Source organism: Acinetobacter sp. LipI_15 (assembly GCF_058242865.1).
In genome coordinates this window covers 710341-728781 of sequence record NZ_JBZAYN010000001.1, presented here as the reverse complement: position 1 = coordinate 728781, position 18441 = coordinate 710341, and the positions used below count along the sequence as shown (strand labels likewise).

Annotated in this window: 14 protein-coding genes; 4 read left to right on the top strand and 10 right to left on the bottom strand. The window is 40.7% G+C overall.

Annotated elements, in window-relative coordinates; translation table 11 throughout:
• Window positions 1-6: 6 nt before the first annotated feature.
• From vapC to acnD, 4 genes are all read right to left on the bottom strand, one after another.
• Window positions 7-426: a type II toxin-antitoxin system tRNA(fMet)-specific endonuclease VapC gene (vapC, locus tag AC4CU0_RS03500; RefSeq protein ID WP_180117047.1), complete on the bottom strand. Its 420-nt coding sequence runs from the start codon at window positions 424-426 to the stop codon at window positions 7-9.
• Window positions 426-656: an antitoxin gene (locus AC4CU0_RS03495; RefSeq protein ID WP_180073868.1), complete on the bottom strand. Its 231-nt coding sequence runs from the start codon at window positions 654-656 to the stop codon at window positions 426-428. Before AC4CU0_RS03495 ends, vapC begins: the two co-directional genes overlap by 1 nt.
• 227 nt (window positions 657-883) lie before the next feature.
• Entirely contained in the window at window positions 884-2041 is a 1158-nt protein-coding gene (locus AC4CU0_RS03490; protein WP_180183224.1) for an RES domain-containing protein, read from the bottom strand.
• A 67-nt stretch (window positions 2042-2108) separates the two neighbouring features.
• The gene (gene acnD, locus AC4CU0_RS03485) at window positions 2109-4727 is read right to left on the bottom strand and encodes a Fe/S-dependent 2-methylisocitrate dehydratase AcnD (protein ID WP_490742475.1); all 2619 of its coding nucleotides are present in this window, start codon (window positions 4725-4727) and stop codon (window positions 2109-2111) included.
• Window positions 4728-5318: 591 nt separating this feature from the next.
• On the opposite strand from acnD, the gene AC4CU0_RS03480 reads away from it, so the two are divergent.
• The 3 genes from AC4CU0_RS03480 to AC4CU0_RS03470 all read left to right on the top strand — a co-directional run bounded on the left by AC4CU0_RS03480 (window position 5319) and on the right by AC4CU0_RS03470 (window position 9622).
• Entirely contained in the window at window positions 5319-7418 is a 2100-nt protein-coding gene (locus AC4CU0_RS03480; RefSeq protein ID WP_180008482.1) for a multicopper oxidase family protein, read from the top strand.
• 117 nt (window positions 7419-7535) lie between these two features.
• Complete coding sequence (gene ygfZ / locus AC4CU0_RS03475) at window positions 7536-8261, top strand: CAF17-like 4Fe-4S cluster assembly/insertion protein YgfZ (protein ID WP_490742474.1); 726 nt, start codon at window positions 7536-7538, stop codon at window positions 8259-8261.
• Window positions 8262-8359: 98 nt separating this feature from the next.
• The gene (locus AC4CU0_RS03470; protein ID WP_180048977.1) at window positions 8360-9622 is read left to right on the top strand and encodes a TPM domain-containing protein; all 1263 of its coding nucleotides are present in this window, start codon (window positions 8360-8362) and stop codon (window positions 9620-9622) included.
• Between the two features lie 80 nt (window positions 9623-9702).
• On the opposite strand, the gene AC4CU0_RS03465 is transcribed toward AC4CU0_RS03470, so the two are convergent.
• Both AC4CU0_RS03465 and AC4CU0_RS03460 read right to left on the bottom strand, forming a co-directional pair.
• Entirely contained in the window at window positions 9703-10887 is a 1185-nt protein-coding gene (locus tag AC4CU0_RS03465) for a PQQ-dependent sugar dehydrogenase (RefSeq protein ID WP_180008486.1), read from the bottom strand.
• A 207-nt stretch (window positions 10888-11094) separates the two neighbouring features.
• Window positions 11095-11340, bottom strand: a complete 246-nt coding sequence (locus AC4CU0_RS03460) for a hypothetical protein (protein WP_078191141.1) — start codon at window positions 11338-11340, stop codon at window positions 11095-11097.
• Between the two features lie 249 nt (window positions 11341-11589).
• Between AC4CU0_RS03460 and AC4CU0_RS03455 the strand changes: the two genes are divergently transcribed.
• The gene (locus tag AC4CU0_RS03455; protein WP_490742473.1) at window positions 11590-12396 is read left to right on the top strand and encodes a tetratricopeptide repeat protein; all 807 of its coding nucleotides are present in this window, start codon (window positions 11590-11592) and stop codon (window positions 12394-12396) included.
• A gap of 72 nt (window positions 12397-12468) precedes the next feature.
• On the opposite strand, the gene AC4CU0_RS03450 is transcribed toward AC4CU0_RS03455, so the two are convergent.
• From AC4CU0_RS03450 to AC4CU0_RS03435, 4 genes are all read right to left on the bottom strand, one after another.
• Window positions 12469-13398 (bottom strand): AEC family transporter, encoded by a 930-nt coding sequence (locus AC4CU0_RS03450; RefSeq protein WP_180027265.1) that lies wholly within the window; start codon window positions 13396-13398, stop codon window positions 12469-12471.
• Between the two features lie 81 nt (window positions 13399-13479).
• Window positions 13480-14595 (bottom strand): NADH:flavin oxidoreductase/NADH oxidase, encoded by a 1116-nt coding sequence (locus AC4CU0_RS03445; RefSeq protein WP_490742472.1) that lies wholly within the window; start codon window positions 14593-14595, stop codon window positions 13480-13482.
• Window positions 14596-14607: 12 nt separating this feature from the next.
• Window positions 14608-16788, bottom strand: coding sequence for a TonB-dependent receptor domain-containing protein (locus AC4CU0_RS03440; RefSeq protein WP_490742471.1), 2181 nt, complete (start codon window positions 16786-16788; stop codon window positions 14608-14610).
• Between the two features lie 18 nt (window positions 16789-16806).
• Window positions 16807-18069, bottom strand: a complete 1263-nt coding sequence (locus AC4CU0_RS03435) for a carbohydrate porin (protein ID WP_490742470.1) — start codon at window positions 18067-18069, stop codon at window positions 16807-16809.
• Window positions 18070-18441: the final 372 nt, after the last annotated feature.

Here is an 18441-nt window from a genome sequence, read left to right as displayed (position 1 = left end):
GTGGGTTTACAGCGATTTGCTCAGCCAGTTTTCTACTTGCAGTTCGTCTACACGCAGAAATTCTTTTTCATTGTTTGTGACCATGACCCAATTATTCGATCGTGCGTGCGCAGCTAGCCATAAATCGTTATTGCCAATCATTTGTCCCTGAAGCGCTAACTGTTTTCGAATTTGAGCATAGTGTACGGCGGTGTGTTCATCTAACTCTATAACAGGAATGATTGAAGTTAATTCATCGATAACTTTGAAAGCTTTGTCTTTCCATTGGCTTTTTTCCGCACCAAAGCGAAGTTCCCCCAAAGTAATCACTGAAATAAAAATATTGCCGTCAGGTAAATGTTTTTCAAAATGCTGACGGACAATTTCGGGTTGATGCTTGGTGATATAAATACAAATATTGGTATCTAATAAATATTGTGTTGGCATTAGAACTCTTCTCGTTCTTGCGGTGGTTCATCCACTCTTGTTTCTGCATAAAAGTCGTCTGGCATTTGTGCCAAAACCTTAAATAACTGTTCTGCTGTGACTGGTTTTTCTCGCAGTATAACCTCATCACCACGGCGGAAGATTTCAACTTCCTTGCCTTCAAAGCGAAATTCTTTAGGTAAGCGAATAGCTTGACTACGACCTGTCATAAAAACTTTTGCTGTAGTCATGAAGCGACTCCATAAGTTTTGATATATATCTTATGATAGGTATTTTTTGAGTGTTTTTCAATCAAATCATTATCCGTATTTAATACTTATTTTTAGAAATAAAATCTATAAGAAGAAGAAAAAAGTAACTGATCTAATATAGAATCAGCTGGACTATTTTCGATCTAACTTATTAAAAAGAGAAAGCTTTTGCTATGACTTTATGACAGTTGGGCCAAAAATTAAGCTTAACTTTCAGTATTTTCACACTCAATAATTTCTTCCAAATTAAAAATTTTTTGAATTCCATCATTATCAGATTCAAAAAAAGCTATATTGACTCCTCCTGAATGTTTGACACTTGGATACATAATTCCTTGTAATTTTGGTTCAAATACATATCTAAAATATTCTGAAACGACCTGTGTAGGCACATAGTCAATATGCTCTTTTCCATCTTTAGCAACCGGTTTCAATAAATCCTCAACAAACTCATAGAGAAATAAAATTTCCTCTCTAACACTATGCTGTGGTATATCAAAAATACTAGGAACTGGGGGTAACCCTGTTAAATCTAGAACTTGAATATTATTTAATAATTTTAATTTAGCCAATGACCAATATTTCTGATCATCAATCACTTCAAGTTTTGCTGTCTCTGACATAAATGCGATATAAAAATAAGGAATACCTGCTGGATTCATACGCCCAGCACCAGCCAATCTTTTTGGTGCAACTCCTATTTCTTCAAACTCAGTAAATTCTTGACCTTTCTTATGCGCCCTAACTCTATAAAAATTTGAATATTTTGGAATTTCTCTAATCAAGCCCAATCTATTAGATAAATCCCCCAATCGATCTAACATAGAAGTTAAAGGAACCGAATAAAAATCATCATATCCTGAAGATTTCTGAGTTAAAAATAGATAGCGTGTTTTATATAAAATTTGTTCTTTAAAACCTTGCCACCCATAACTCAAAACAGCACTCTCAGGAACTCCAACCCAATCATTTTGGACATGTTGAACTAAATATAAATTGGGATCGGCAGATTCACATAAGTCTTCTATAAACTGATCATTCCATCCAGGATCAAAGTCATTAATTACATCTTGTATAAAAACTTGTTCTATTAACCATTCACCTTCAACATAAGGCATCCCCGTATCTTGCGCATCTTTATAAGAGAGAAATATTCGATCATATATTTTTTGAGCTACAAGTTTGTATTCACATGCAATATTCTTATTTCCAATACTCAAGCAATATGAGCATTTTTTTTGAGTCGCATTTGATTTAATTATTTCAGCCAAATAATCATCAGCTATACAATTGAAACATATGCTTTTCTCAATAAAACTTAATGAATATGCAGTGATCTCATCCATACGATCATTAAACCCCATCATCCCCTCCAATATAAAAAAAGAGCCCACACAATATGGGCTCTTTGATATAGAAATCAATTAATTATCAGTTCAAGCTACCTTCCAAGAAATCCTGTGCAAAGCGCTGCAATACACCACCAGCCTCATACACATGTACTTCTTCTTCAGTATCCAAACGGCACGTCACAGGCACTTTAATGATTTCATTTTTGCCGTCTGCTGTTGAACGCTCAACCACCAAAGTCAGGTCAGAACGCGGTGCAATATTACCAATCACGCTATAAAGCTCAGTACCATCCAGCTTCAAAGTTTTACGGTCAGTCCCTGCTTTAAACTCAAGCGGTAACACCCCCATACCCACCAAGTTAGTACGGTGAATACGCTCAAAACCTTCTGCCACGATCACTTCTACACCTGCAAGGCGCACACCTTTGGCAGCCCAGTCTCGGCTCGAACCTTGACCGTAGTCTTTACCTGCAATGATGATCAGTGGCTGCTTACGATTCATATAAGTTTCAATCGCTTCCCACATACGCATCACTTCGCCTTCAGGCTCTACACGCGCTTTTGAACCCTGCTTGATGGTGCCGTCAGCACGAACCACCATTTCATTGAACAGTTTAGGATTCGCTAAAGTCGCACGCTGTGCAGTCAAGTGGTCGCCACGGTGCGTTGCATAGGAGTTAAAGTCTTCCTCAGGCACGCCCATTTTGTGCAGGTATTCACCCGCAGCAGAATCCATGATAATCGCATTCGATGGCGATAAATGGTCGGTGGTGATGTTATCCGGCAAGATCGCCAAGGGACGCATGTTAGTCAAGGTACGCGGTGCAGCCAAAGCTCCTTCCCAATACGGCGGACGGCGAATATAAGTACTTTGCGGACGCCAGTCGTATAGTGGACTTGCCGCTTTTTCACGCTCACCCAGATCAAACATTGGGATATACACTTTCTTAAACTGTTCAGGTTTAACCGCTTCTTTCACCAATGCATCAATTTCAGCATCAGACGGCCAAATGTCTTTTAAGTAAATTGGATTACCGTCTTTGTCATTACCCAGTGAATCGGTTTCGATATCAAAACGAATCGTCCCTGCAATGGCATACGCCACAACGAGTGGAGGCGAAGCCAAGAACGCTTGTTTTGCATAAGGATGGATACGACCATCGAAGTTACGGTTACCTGAAAGTACCGCAGTTGCGTACAAATCACGATCAATAATTTCTTGCTGAATCACTGGATCGAGCGCACCTGACATACCATTACACGTGGTACATGCATATGCCACGATACCAAAGCCCAGTTTTTCTAAATCACCGAGTACACCTGCTTCTTCTAGGTATAAAGCGGCTGCTTTAGAACCCGGTGCAAATGATGATTTCACCCAAGGTTTACGCACTAAACCTAATTCATTTGCTTTACGTGCCAACAAACCTGCCGCAACGGTATTACGGGGGTTAGAGGTATTGGTACAAGAGGTAATGGCAGCAATAATCACCGCGCCATCTGGCATTAAACCTTCTGCTTCTTGCGCACGTGCTGCTTCTAAGTTTCCTGCAATGCCTTTGGCTTTTAAGTCAGCCGTCGATACACGCGCATGCGGGTTCGATGGACCTGCAATATTACGAGTGACTTGTGATAAATCAAAACGTAGTACACGCGGGTATTCTGCCGCTGTCATATCCGACGCCCAAAGACCAATTTCTTTGGCATAGCTTTCAACCAATTTCACTTGATCCGCTTCACGGCCTGTCAAAGTCAGGTAATCAATGGTGTTTTGGTCGATGTAGAACATCGCTGCCGTTGCGCCATATTCAGGGGTCATATTCGAGATCGTTGCACGGTCACCTACAGACATGCTGTCTGCACCTTCACCGAAGAACTCTAAATAAGCACCGACGACACGTTCTTTACGCAAGAATTCTGTAAGCGCTAACACGATATCAGTTGCAGTAATGCCCGCTTGACGCTGGCCCACCAGTTCTACACCAATGATGTCTGGCAGACGCATCCAAGATGCACGGCCGAGCATCACGTTTTCAGCTTCTAGACCGCCGACACCGACAGAAATCACACCCAATGCATCAGTATGCGGCGTATGTGAGTCTGTACCCACGCAAGTATCAGGGAAAGCTAAACCATCACGGTTTTGAATCACTGGAGACATTTTCTCCAAGTTGATTTGATGCATGATACCGTTGCCCGCAGGGATCACATCAACATTTTCAAATGCTGTTTTGGTCCATTCAATGAAATGGAAACGGTCTTCGTTGCGACGATCTTCAATTGCGCGGTTTTTCTCAAATGCGTCAGGGTCAAAACCGCCAAATTCTACAGCTAGAGAATGGTCAACGATGAGCTGCGTTGGAACAACAGGATTGACTTTTGACGGGTCGCCGCCTTGGTCAGCAATCGCATCACGTAAGCCTGCAAGGTCAACCAATGCTGTTTGACCTAAGATGTCATGGCACACCACACGTGCAGGGTACCAAGGGAAATCGTGGTCTTGTTTACGGTTAATCAGTTCTTTTAAAGACTGCTCTAAGATTGCAGGGTCGCATTTACGAACCAACTGCTCTGCAAGAACTTTAGATGTATATGGGAGTTTTGCGTATGCGCCTGGCTGAATATCTTCTACGGCTTGACGTACATCGAAGTATTCTAGCTGGGTGCCTTGCAGCGGTTTACGGTAGTTGTTGTTCATAGCGTTCCTGCCCTCGGTCTTTCATTTTTTTGCGTTGTCTTTTTCATAGACAATTCATCTTTGTTCGATAGGCATACTACACTGCCGAAAACCCATTTCCCAAATCTCATATATTTCATAGAGTTAAATATAAAAATAGGGGTTTTTGAAATATTTAGTTACACTAACTTTGGAATATTCTCTCTAAATGTGAATTTTTTTGAAAAATAGCTGCAAATCCGCCTCATTCTTTAGTCTAAGAAAAATTGCACTGCATAATATTTAATCTAAATATCAACCAAATTGATTAAAAATCAGTCTTATCAATTTTAGTATTTAATAATCAAGGTATTAAATTACTTCATTAGCTCATTGCGCCTCAAAGTCACAATGTGAATCAAAACACTGTTTTATCATTTATTTCATCTTAATTCTCAATTTATCCCTATTTGCAGGGATAGCGTCGAATCACTCCTCTCTCAGATAATAAAAGCACGACATACAAGCACAGTAATTCGCTGTACTCGCCAAAATAATCACAATATATACAAAACCTTAGCTAAATAAATCAGCGACTACTGTTCTACCGTCATTATGCTTTGGGGAAAGATCATGACAAAATTTAAAACCATCATTGGGGCTGGCTGCCTCTTAAGCTGTCTCAGCTTCATTGCCTGTGGCGACAACGACCAATCGACAACAGATTCGACGATTCAAGAAGAGGAAGCGGACTCACCGACTGTCGTCTCGAATCCACCACGTTTGAAAGCCAATGCACAAGGTGAGCATGAACTGCTAATTGCCTATAAACGCCAAGCCTTATACGACCCTGAAACGGGTGAAAATGACCTATTACAGGTCAGAGGCTATCTGACTCAACCTGAACTCTGGAACTCGAAAAATAGCGATGGCAGTGTCTCTGATGTACTGGTTGGCCCACAAATTCGTGCGAAACAAGGTGACAATTTAAAAATTCATCTGGTCAATCACCTCCCTGTTGAATCGACGGAGACCTGTCCAAGTCCAGTGACCAATATTAACCAAGGGAACTGTTTTAACACCACAAATTTACATACACATGGTCTTTGGGTTAGCCCGCAAGGAAATAGTGACAACGTATTTTTGAGCTTAAAACCTCAGCAAGATTTTCATTACGAATTTAAGATCGAACCGAATCATCCTGCGGGAACATTTTGGTATCACTCGCATGTGCATGGTTCAACCGCGATTCAGGTCTCAAGTGGCATGGCTGGCCCTTTGATTATTGAGGGAGAGCGAAAACCTGTCATTCGTCAGGGGCAAATTCAGCAGACTGGAGATTTGGACATCTTATGGAAAAATCAAAAAACCCAGCAGTATGACCATGAAAAAATCATGCTATTCCAGCAGATTCAATACAATGAAGATTGCGACAGCAATTTAAGCCAAGTGAATGGTACACCCTGCATCTATAGCTTAGAAGATTATTCAAAACTCGATATACCCACCTCATGGGCGGATGAAAATCGTTTTACCAGTATCAATGGCAAAATGTTTGGTGAAATTAAGGTGGATCAGAACCAATACCACCGCTGGCGCATGATTCACGGCGGTATCCGTGACACCATTGGTTTGACCATCAAAGAACTACCTGATTCTGCGCACTTTACCGCAGAGCAAACCCTTAGTGAATGTCAAAAGTATCAAAGCAAGTCGATGTCTTCACAGTTTAAAACACTGAAAACATTACCGTTATATACCCTTGCACAAGACGGCTTGACCATGGGAAAAATCCAAAAGCAAGGGGTTGAAATTTTTCAACCGGGTTATCGCTTTGATGCCATGCTCTCCTTCCCGACCACCAATAAATACTGTGTATACGATACCAAGCTGAATCTAGAAGATGAAATTAATGCGCCTGAATCAAGTCCGTTACTTCGTCGTGCACCAGAAGAAAAACTCAATACACAGCTCCTCGGTTGGGTCAATGTGCAAGCAACTCAACTACCGCAGCAAACGCCGTTTAACTTTTTAAAAAGTCAGGCCACCCAACTAAAACTGGCACCAGAAGTGATTGCACAGCTCGAACAGGGTGATTTATCAGCCTTTATCTCTCATGCGAGTTTAATGACTGCTGAAGTCGATGAAATGCTCAAAACGATGACGAAGCAAATCACCAACTTTGACATTCTGTTCAATACAGATGGCAGCTTTAAATTTGGTATTCGTCATGCCGAAGAAGGTACCTTGATCAGCTTTGGCGATGCCTACCATGATGAAGACCATACCCACCATAGCTATGTCCGCAAGCTTCCAATCGGGCAAACTCAAGAGTGGGAGTTAAGCAGTAATGTTGCCAGTCATCCCTTCCATATTCATGTCAATCCATTCCAAGTGGTGAAAATATTGAATGAAAATGGTGTCGATGTCAGTGCGATCGGCAGCTCAGATAAAGATGGTGCAGGAAATATTGACTCGCAATATCATGGAATGAAAGGCGTTTGGAAAGATACACTCTTTGTTAAACAGGGCTATAAAATCTTTGTACGCAGTAAATACGAAAAATTTGAAGGCGACTTTGTGCTGCACTGCCATATTTTAGACCATGAAGATCAAGGCATGATGGAAACCGTGCGTATTTGTGGCGATCAATATGATTGTAATAGTGAACCGCCTTCGCATCATTCCACTATGGATATGACTGCAAGCGATATGCCTACACACAATCACTAAGACCGATCTCTGCTGTACAAAAGCCCGTATCAATATGGGCTTTTTGTTTGCCTAACACTGCGGCTTGCTGCAAAATAACATGATTAATGATATCTAAAATTTATACTGAGGCTGGTCATGACAACGTCTATGGCATTCACATCTTTTTCTCTCAACGGTGTCGATGCACAAAAATTTCTACAAGGGCAAGTGACTTTGCATGTTGAACGCCTTGAAGAAAATGCAACACGTTATACTGCAATCTGCGACCTCAAAGGCCGTATTCACTTTGGTTTATGGCTCACCAAACACAGTGCTGAAAGTTTTTCTATTGTCACTACAGCAGATCAAGCCGAAGAATTTACCAAACATATTAAAAAATTTGGTGCATTTTCTAAGATGAAACTTGAAGAAACTGGTGCAGTTTTTCCAAGTTTAGCCGGTGATGACACGACTTTTGCTTCGGCGCCGACGGATATTGCAGCATGGGAAGTTCAAGCCATTCAAGCGGGTCAGGCCTATATTGACCAAGCCATTGAACATGTGTTCCAACCTCAAGAGTTACGTCTACATCAGCGTGAAGGCGTCCACTATGACAAAGGTTGTTATTTGGGTCAGGAAGTGATTGCACGTTTATGGTTTAAAGCCAAACCGAAAGCTTGGTTGCATGCGATTTCAGGTACAGGTACTGCTCCTGCACAAGGCGAACAGCTGAATAAAGGCGTACAAGTGGTCAATAGCGCGGCTGTTGAAAATGGTTACGTGGCTTTAGTTGTGGCACGCCCAGAAGCTTTAGAAGAGTTAGATGTAACTGTTTTAGCCTTGCCTGAAGCATTAAATGGTGATGTGGCACGTCCTGCTTAAGCATCTTAATTTTTAAATAAGAGCCAAATTACAAAAGCTGTTTGGCTCTTATTCTGATTACTATTTAAAATTACAACAAACTATAAAGATTTATAAAAATGCTCATCCCTTTCCCATTTCGCTTTTTCTTATTAAATTGCCTCATTCTCTTCAGTTGTTTTATATCGCCAAATATTTATGCCGAGATAAATTCAGCGGTATTGGAAGAGCTAAAAAATAGCAATGTGGTCGATCAAACCAACTCGCTTTCCCGCGATGAAATTGTCCAGTTGAAAAAGCAAAACGAGCAGCTTTATCAGCAAAAGCATATCGACTTTAAAATTTTGATGATTCCCTCGACCAATGGAAAAGCTATTGATCAATATGCACTTGAGATATTCAATAAACTTAAAATTGGCAATGAAAAGCTCGATAACGGCTTACTACTTTTGGTTGCAAAAGATGATCGTAAAATGCGGTTCGAGGTAGGTTATGGTTTAGAGGGAGATTTAACTGATATAGAAGCTGGGCGCATAATTCGACACACCCTCGCTCCAAATTTCCAAAATAATGACTATTTTAATGGCTTTAAAGAAACACAAAAAAAGTTACTAGATAAATCAATTACTCTTGGTAAACCTAAAAACGAAGATCAAAAAATAGATCACATTCTAAAAACAATAGCTGGAATATCTCTATCATTCTTATTGTGTATCCCACTCTATTGGTGTTACACAAAAGTGATTATTAAATTTGGTACTAATGGTGCCTTAGGTGCTTTTATTGGACTCCTTATCTTTGAAATTTTTATTCATCTTTTGATTTTTGGTTATTTAAATTTTGGAAAAATTGCATTTTTACTTTGCGCATCTATTCCTCTTTATGCCCCTTTTATGTTGACTATATTTCTTCCCTTCAATGAACCATACAGATTACTTAAAACTATTTTATACAGCTTACCACTTCAGATTTTTGCTTTATTTGGCTTCGGCATTTTTTACTTCATCGAATTCTATCCTCAAATATCATTCATTATATTAAAATCCATAACCACTTGTTTTATTTTACTTTTATTAAGATATGCAGTGTTTTTATATCGATTCAGAGCAGGGACTGAAAATACCTATCTCACCGCTTTTTATAATCAATATTTACAAGAAAAAGCACGTCAAAAAATGTTGGATGAACAATATGAGCGTTTAAATCCTTTCAATAAAACGAGCGAATCAAGTCAGTCTTCTTCCTCTAGTTACAGCTCTTCATCGTCAAGCAGCAGTTCTTCATCAGGAAGCAGCTCAAGTAGTTCTTCCTCATCTTCCTCATCTTCCTCACGAGATTCAGGAGGCAGCTCAGGCGGCGGCGGCGCATCGGGTTCATGGTAATACCTAAAACGACGTGACGATTAAAGATTAATTTTTTTAAATCCAATCACTCAAAGCCAAAGCCTAAAAACTTTGGCTTTTTAATCACTCATTTTTTCCCTCACATAATAAATCACCCCTGCCCGATCATCTGAAAAATAAAAAGATTTTTCATCGATCTTATAAATATCAGCAGGTCGCCCATACACCTTTTTACCGACTAAAAAACCATCCATAAAGGTTTCAAGTTTTTGTCCTTTACGCATAATTGCAATTTGATAGCCATGGCCAATCGCTTCGTCGGTAGAGCCATGCAAGGCCACTAAAAATGCATTTTTAATGGTGGCATCTGTGTCTGGATGATCAAAATAATCAAAACCCAGTGCTGAGGAATGCGAAGGGAAATAAGCATAGGGCGATGGAACATTTTTACAGCCTGATGCACGTTTAAATTTAGCATCCGCCAAGACTTTGCCCTGCCATGAATAACATGCGGGCCAACCATAATCGACATCCTGTTTTAGCGCATAAAAAGTTTCATCTGGCTTTTTACTTCCCAAATGATCAGAACCTTGATTAGTTGCAAATAGAAATCTACCGATCCATTTTAGACCAACAGCATTACGCAAACCTGTCGCATAAATCCGTTGCTCTGAACCATTAGGATTCATCTCGATGACGGATGCTCGCACTTTTTCTTTTTCTACACAGGCGTTACAACTCGAGCCAACCGACACATAAATCTTTCCATTTCCACCGACTGCAATCGTCCGCGTCAGATGCCAACCGCCGTATTTATAACTCAAACCATAATCAGGAAATGTCGCTAAAACTTCAGCCTTACTCGAAGGCTGAGTTTCACCTCTGTTGAATTTTTGCCGTGTCAGTTGGTGCGTTTCCGCCAAATAGAGCCAATCCTGTCCTTGAGCATCGGTATAAAACTGAACTGAATTTGGATTTCTCAAACCGGTCAGATAAGGAATGATTTTGCCAAATTTACCTGTGTCAGCATTCCAATCATCCAATATATATACAGTACCTTTTTTATTATCTGTTAGATCATACATATCCGTGACAAACATTCTGCGATCAGGTGCTTGCGCTAAAAAACGAACACGTTTGAGACCTTCGGCAGCAGGAATAATTTCATACTGCGCAGGCAAATTTAATGAAAACTGCTTGCCATTTTTTAAATGGATTGGATGCGGTACAAGCTTGGGTTGTTGAGCCCAACTGGTCATTGAACAGACGAAACCAAGGATCAAGATGGCGCTTATTTTTATCATATTTAAATACATCTCAATGAATCATGTATATCTGTATTCATCATAGATGCCTTGTATCTATTTTATTCAATTTATATTTTTAGAAAATATTATACTTTTGAAAATAAAGATTTTTTAAATTACATACGCTGTTGCAGTACACAACAATCAAAAATAAGGAGGAACTTTATTCCCCCTCACGTTTTCGTTTTTAAATCATGATCTTAATCAAAATCCATGAAACAACTTATTCATGTCTTTGCATACATATTCTTTAAAATGATAGGCGCGCGCATGTTTGGCATCAAATTTAGCTTCTAAATCGCCTTTTTTGAAAATATAAACACGATCCTCTTTACTGACTAAAAACTCTGCACCCAGTTTCATCAAAAGCGCATCAATTTTATCTTCATCTGCAATCGATTCATCTGCATTAATTTTATCGTAATTGCGTTTAATGCCTTTAATAAACATCGCGCTGCCTCTGAGAAAATAACAATGCGCGATTAAATCAGAGTCCTGCTTTTTTGCAAAGGCTTTTGATGCAATAAAGTCATGGCATTTAAAGTGCTAACGGCAATCAACATTATTTTATAAAAACGCTTTAAATCACAATTCCTCACTTTACATTTACGTAAATCTACCTATGATGTAAAAACCGACAAAAATAACCACCAAAACACATAAATGGAATTATGTGCATGATTTAAAAAAGGTTTTAAGATGAAAAAAATCCTACTTGCAAGCATTTTGGCAATGAGCACTCAATTCGCTTTTGCTGAAACTAAAACAGATGCCGTCGATCCTGAATTTGCTAAAGTGGAAGCCATGGTCAAGGCCAAAGATATGAATGGCGCCTACCAAACACTGAGCAAGCTTGCAGCAAAAGGTAATGCTCAGGCCATTTATAATTTGGGCTATCTTACTCAAACAGGTCAAGGCGTAGCGAAGGATGAGAAAAAAGCCATCCAACTCTATGAACAGGCTGCAGCCAAAGGCTACCCTGTTGCTAACTATGTTTTAGGTAAAAATTATGCAACGGGCACACTGGGCTTAAAACAAGACACCAATAAGGCCAAACAATATTTAGAACGCGCATCTTCGGCAGGTTTTGACGATGCCTCCATCGACTATGCCATTTTACTTTTTGCAGAAAATAAACCTGAGTCAGATAAATTGGCACTCAGCAAACTTGATCCGCTGATTAAAAAAGGCAACTACCCTGCGATTCATGCCAAAGCACTTTATGACATCAGTGCGGGCTTTAAAGCTAAAAATGAAAAGCCTATTCAGCAAGGTCTAAATAGCATTCAAGAGTTAGCAAAAAAAGGCTATGTCCCTGCATTGATGGCGGTGGGCAATATGTTTGTAAATGGCAATATCATCCCGCAAAATTTGCCTGAAGCTAAAAAAATATTCAGTGCATTAGCCAAAGAAAATATTCCACAAGCCAAAGAATCTTTGGCAACCGTGGATAAAATGATTGCTGAACAAACCAAAGCACCTAAAGCCAATGCGAAAAAGAGTTAATTGAGCATTAAAAAAAGCCCTGCACATGCAGGGCTTTTTCATGGGTTTAAGCAAATCTTGAGCTGATCAAAATCACGCCCACCACAGACTGATTAATACACCTGTTACGACAAAGCCCAAGATAGTACTCATCAACAAAGGCGTTAAGGTCTTTTCATTTAAGCCATAAACTTGTCCAAGCATGGCAAAAATCGTCGGCATCGGTAATGCGGCAATAATCGTCCCTGCATATAACATCTCTTGGCTGACATCGGTCAAATAACGTAAGCCTAAATAAGTCAGTAAAGGCATCACCAAGTTGCTTGAAATCACCAAATAGAAGCTCTGAGCATTCACATACTTTAAGCTCATACCGACAATCCCTCCACCAATTGCAAACAGTGCCAGTGGTGAAGCCGTTTGACCTAACATCGCTAGTACATCATTGATTTGATGAGGCAAACGAATTTGGAAAATTGCAAACCCAATCCCTAGCATTACCCCTGCAAAGAGTGGATTTTTTAACAGGGTCATTAAGGTATTTTTGATGATGTCGCCAATATTGGCTTTTTGCTGTGAACTTCCTAATTGCGCAAGGACCAGTACCGTTGGAATCAGCAGCACACTTTCAATAATGACGATTAGTGAGGTATAGGTCATCGCATTTTGACCGACCAACAAGCTTAGCACTGCAGTGCCAATTAAGCCTGTATTTGACATGCCAGCGCCTAATGACAGTACCGCTGTTTGCGACATATTATTTTTAAAATGTGTCGACAATAGCCAATAGGCCATACCATACAGTAAAAACGTGACTCCGGTATAAACAAAGAAATAGCCGGGATACCAAATTTGATGCAAATCTTTAGAAGCTAATGACTGAAAAAACAAAGCCGGCAGTGCAATCTTAATCACAAATGCACCAATGGTTCCGACCTGTTCTTTACTCAATAAACTGCATTTTACAGACAGATATCCCAAGGCCAAAAGAAAAAAGATTGGACCAATCACCTCAAAGACCATACGAAATATCCTGTGTAATAGACTCTTCTATCCACACCCTCAACCTGAGAGTGTAGATAGGACCGCTATAAATTTTGAAAATTAGAAAGCCGTAAATTGACTTCTTTGTGCATGCGGCTGACAGCGTAAATACTGCGGAGAAATTTTTAAATTTTCACCGAGTTCAGCAGCGGCATGCCATGGCCAACGCGGGTCATATTGAATTGCACGAGCAAGACCAATCGCATCTGCCATGCCATATTGTAAGATGCCTTCGGCTTGCATTGCTTCGGTAATTAAACCCACAGCAATTACGGGAACCTGAACGGCTTGCTTAATGGCTTCAGCGAAAGGCACTTGATAACTGGCTTGTAATTGAATTTTTTGCGCAACATCTAAGCCGCCACTAGAAACATGAATATAGGCTGTGCCTAGTTGTGCAAGCGCTTTTGACAAACCAACAGCCGAGTCTAGATCCCAACTCGGTGCTTCAGTATATTCCATCCAGTCAGTTGCAGAAATACGTACCCCAATTGGATAATCTTCAGGAACGGTATTTTTCATGGCTTGGAACACTTCAAGCGTCAGTCGAATGCGATTTTCCAGACTGCCACCATATTCATCGCTACGCTGATTCGACAATGGCGACATAAATTGATGCAGCAAATAACCATGTGCGGCATGTAGCTCAATTAAGTCAAAGCCTGCATCTACCGCGCGTTTTGCTGAATCGGCAAAGTCTTGAATGATCTGCTGGATTTCATCTCGGCTTAAAGCATGGGGTACATGATCTGTGGCATTAAAGGGCAAATCACTGGCTGACACAGTTTGCCATCCTTGAGGATGATCTGGGGGTAATTGTCCACGTCCTGCCCAAGGTTTATCTGTCGATGCCTTACGACCCGCATGTGCCAGTTGGATAGCAAATGGCATAGGTGAAAGTGATTTCACCTTGGCCAATAGTGCCTTCATCTGCGCGCGTTGCATATCATTCCAAAGGCCGAGGTCTGCATAGCTAATGCGCCCCTCTGCCTGTACAGCTGTTGCCTCGATGATACAAAGTCCGGCACCTGACAAGGCATAATTCGCCCATTGTTGCTCATGCCAATAGCTTAACTCCCCTTGCTCATTGGCAGAATATTGACACATGGGTGCAATCACGATTCGATTACTCAGCCCCAATGTTCCAAACTGAATTGGTTGAAATAACAACGCCACATCACTCTCCTTTTAGAAGGCTTTGGTCACACTTAATCCTGCACTCCAATTCAAACCATCTGCGGGTTCAAAGAAGCGTCCGTTTCCATCATTGACGATCACTGAACCGACATAGTTCTCATCAAACAAATTATCTGCACGTACATAGGTTTTGACTTTCCAATCTGCTTGTTTCCACACATAACCTGCGTTGGCAGAAACCACGGTATAGCTCGACGCGGCATCACTGTTGGCATCATCGACATAGACTTTATCCATATAGCGAACATCTAGGCCGGCATTAAAGCCAATATCTGGCTGCCAATTCAGTGCGGCAAACGCTTGGTTTTTGGCGATACCCGGTATATAAGTGCCTTTGACGACATCACTGTCAGGAATTGCGGCATCAAAAGTGGCATCGATATAACTGTAGCTTGCTTGCGCGCTTAAATCTCGCCATAGCTGTTTATTCCACGAAAGCTCAACACCTTCACGTAAGGTTTTATCGGCATTTTTATAGGTTGCACGACCATTGATACTTCCTGCAGAGACGATGTCATCTTGGGTTTTACTTTGGAACACTGCTGCAGTGAAATTCCCCCATGCATTTTGTGATTTAAGCCCAAGCTCGTAGTTATCGCTACTGGCCGGTTTTAAATCAAAATTCATGCCGTCATCTTTAGAATAGGCCATTTCTGTAAAGGTCGGTGTTTCAAAACCTTTGGCATAACTGACATAGGCATTCAGTTGAGGTGCAATATTCCAGCTTAACGCTGCTGAAGGTAAAACTTTGTCATAGTCAGTTTTACCGCTGTCGTCACCATTGTCTTTATCTGCTGCATATACTGCTTGCTGCTGATAATGATCTTTAGACTCATAGTGTACATTGCTATATCGTAGCCCTGTATCTAAAGTCCAATTGGGTAAAAAATTCCACGAAGCTTGTACATAGGGATCTAAATTCCACAAGGTATTATTTTCATCACGGCGTAAATCACCTTTCACGCCATAATTGTCATTGGCATCAAAATTTTCATAGCCCTTACGGTCTTCATCCATGTAATCAAAGGCAAGGCCTGCAGTTAAACGCGTATTCGGCAAGAGGTCTTTGCCTGTCCAGCGAATATCTGTTCCATAATAGTCACGGCTAAAATCAATCACACCGCCTGCATGGCGAGGGTTTCTTTGACTTGTTGATGATATTGGATTTCCATCTTCATCTAAGCCTAAATTGATTGAATAATCACCTTTAGGAATCGATTGATACTGGGTTACATCACGTTGCCCCATATACACCATTGCATTAAGTTCATGCTGATCATTCAATGGTTTTTTCCATGTTAAGCCCGTTTGAGTTTGGTTAATTTCTTTACGTACATCAAACTGCTTTAAAAATGCTACTTGCTGTTTCGGATTTTGACGCAATTTCTCCCGAGTCAACCCTTGTGGATCATCGGCATTGATATCCACATGATTCACAATCCAATTGACCTTGGAACCATCATCCAGATCCCAAGTCAGTTTTGCATTGCTAAGTACCTTATTTGCGGCACTATGATCACGGTACCCATCGGTTTCAAAATAAGAAGAACTGACAACATAGCTAGGTTCATTGGCCTGTTCTGAGCCACCTTGCAGCACAATATCAGCACGGCTTTTATGATGACTGCCGCCCGAATAGCCGAGTTCGATCGAGTCTTTTCCAGTACCTTGCTTGGTTGTTGTTAAGATTGCCCCACCCGAAGAGTTGCCATATAAAGAAGAAAATGGCCCGCCCAATACCTCGATATGATTTAAGCTACTCATATCGATGTTTGACGTCTGTCCTTGCCCATCCGGCATGGTCGCAGGGATTCCATCAACATATAAACGGATACCACGCACACCAAATGTTGAACGTGCGCCAAAGCCTCGCATAGACAGTTGCAAGTCTTGTGCATAGTTTTCACGGTTATTGAGTTGTAGTCCGGGCACACCTTTTAAGGTTTCAGACAGATTCACACCCGTATTGTTATTATTTTCAGCCTGCTGTACACGGTATACCGATGCAGGTGTTTTTAACCACGTGGTATTGGTTCGTGGTGCTTCAATGGTAATCTCAGGAAGTAAAACAGGTTCCGTAGAACCTGTTTCTGCATACAGCTGCTGGCTAATACATGCCGTTAGGCAAAGTAAATGTGTCTTAAATGATGTGACGTTAAATTTACTTTGCATAGAGCACCTATTTTGACATTAGAATATTACCTTAGAGCTTAAACCAATTAGGAAAGCATCATCAACCCGATTTGTTGAGCCTGGGTTAATCACATATTGTAAACTTGGGCGAATCATCAACCATTTCGTAGGGTTATGGCTATAGTTCAACTCGACATTATATTCCGCACTTGCATCAAATTTCTCAGCAGAAAGTCGATCATTTACATGCACACGGTTCACGCCCAAGCCAACCATATCGTTTGGTAAACGATCGGCCAATCCAATGTATTTCAAACCCAGCTGCTGTGAGTTATCAACTTTTGTGGTGACACGATCATGCCAAGTAAAATTGGCAAAGCTATGCAAACCACGTTTGCCTTCACCTGTAGACGTTAACTGTTGCTCAATCGCAACCCAACCACCAAAGGTACGATCTTCTGCTTCACCCGAAATAATGTCTTTTTGATTTTTTACATTATCTGCAGTGTTGTACATCGCACCAAAGCGGTAGCTGCCCGGTAAGCCATTGACCAATGATTTTGGTGTCCAAACCAATTCTACGGGAATGGTTACGCCATCAGCATGATCTGTATCTAGACTCCAACCTTGACCTTCTGCTTTGGCATTACCATTGTCAGGGTTAAATTCATAAACACCGACTTGTGCCGCAAGTTCTGGTGTCGCTTGGTATTTCACACGTCCACCCCATTGTGAAACTGGGGTATTCATCCACATAGAACCTTGCCATTTACCCATTTGTGCAGCACAAAAGGCATTGCTGGCAAAATCACACGCCATCACGTTAAAGTCCATACCGACACCAAGACGACCGGCTTTAACACTAATACCTTGTTCTTTAAAATTCTTTTCAATCGATAATTCAGTTAAGCGACTGTCCTGATTACCACGACCAAAATTGGCTTGTGCATTTGCCAATTGAGGAACATCCCCTTGCAAATCACGAACTGAGGTACTTTGACCTTGACGAGCAGTCATTACAGCACGCACAGTCACGCTATCCCAACCTGCGAGTTTTTCCATATCAAGCTGTGTACCTAACCACAATTGGCTGGCTACCGTTGCTGAATGTCCCGGATTACGACCGCCATCGGCAAGATAGGCAGCATCAGCAGCAATATTGGCCTCAAACTTCACACCTTGTTGTGCAAGTTCGGTACGTTTACCATCCCAATCCCCGAGCATGTACTGACCTTTAGTGTCGAATGCTTCTGCGGCGTGAACATGTGTCATGGCTGCTGCAACAAATGCAGGTAGAAGAGCTAGACTGTATTTTTTCATGGTAAAACCTAAATCTGGAGAGAGTCTCTAGACAAGCCACAAGGCTTGAAATCTAATGTCACAAAAATTACATAATTTTTCACGTTCTATCTCAGCATTATTTTTATCATTCACCAAACTTTAATTTATCAATAAATGATTTTAAATAAATCTATTGTTATGTAATATTTTTAATTTATATTTTTCAATATCTTATGTTTTTTTAAAATTCAAATTTTAAAATTCCGATCTCTTGTTTAAACTCATTATCGTGACTTATTGGTTTATTATTCTCACAATTATTAATCAACAACCTATTCATACACTCCCTCAGGCCGCGATGAAACTTGCATTCTGTAGGGCTAGACCCAATAGTATGCATAACTTGAATGA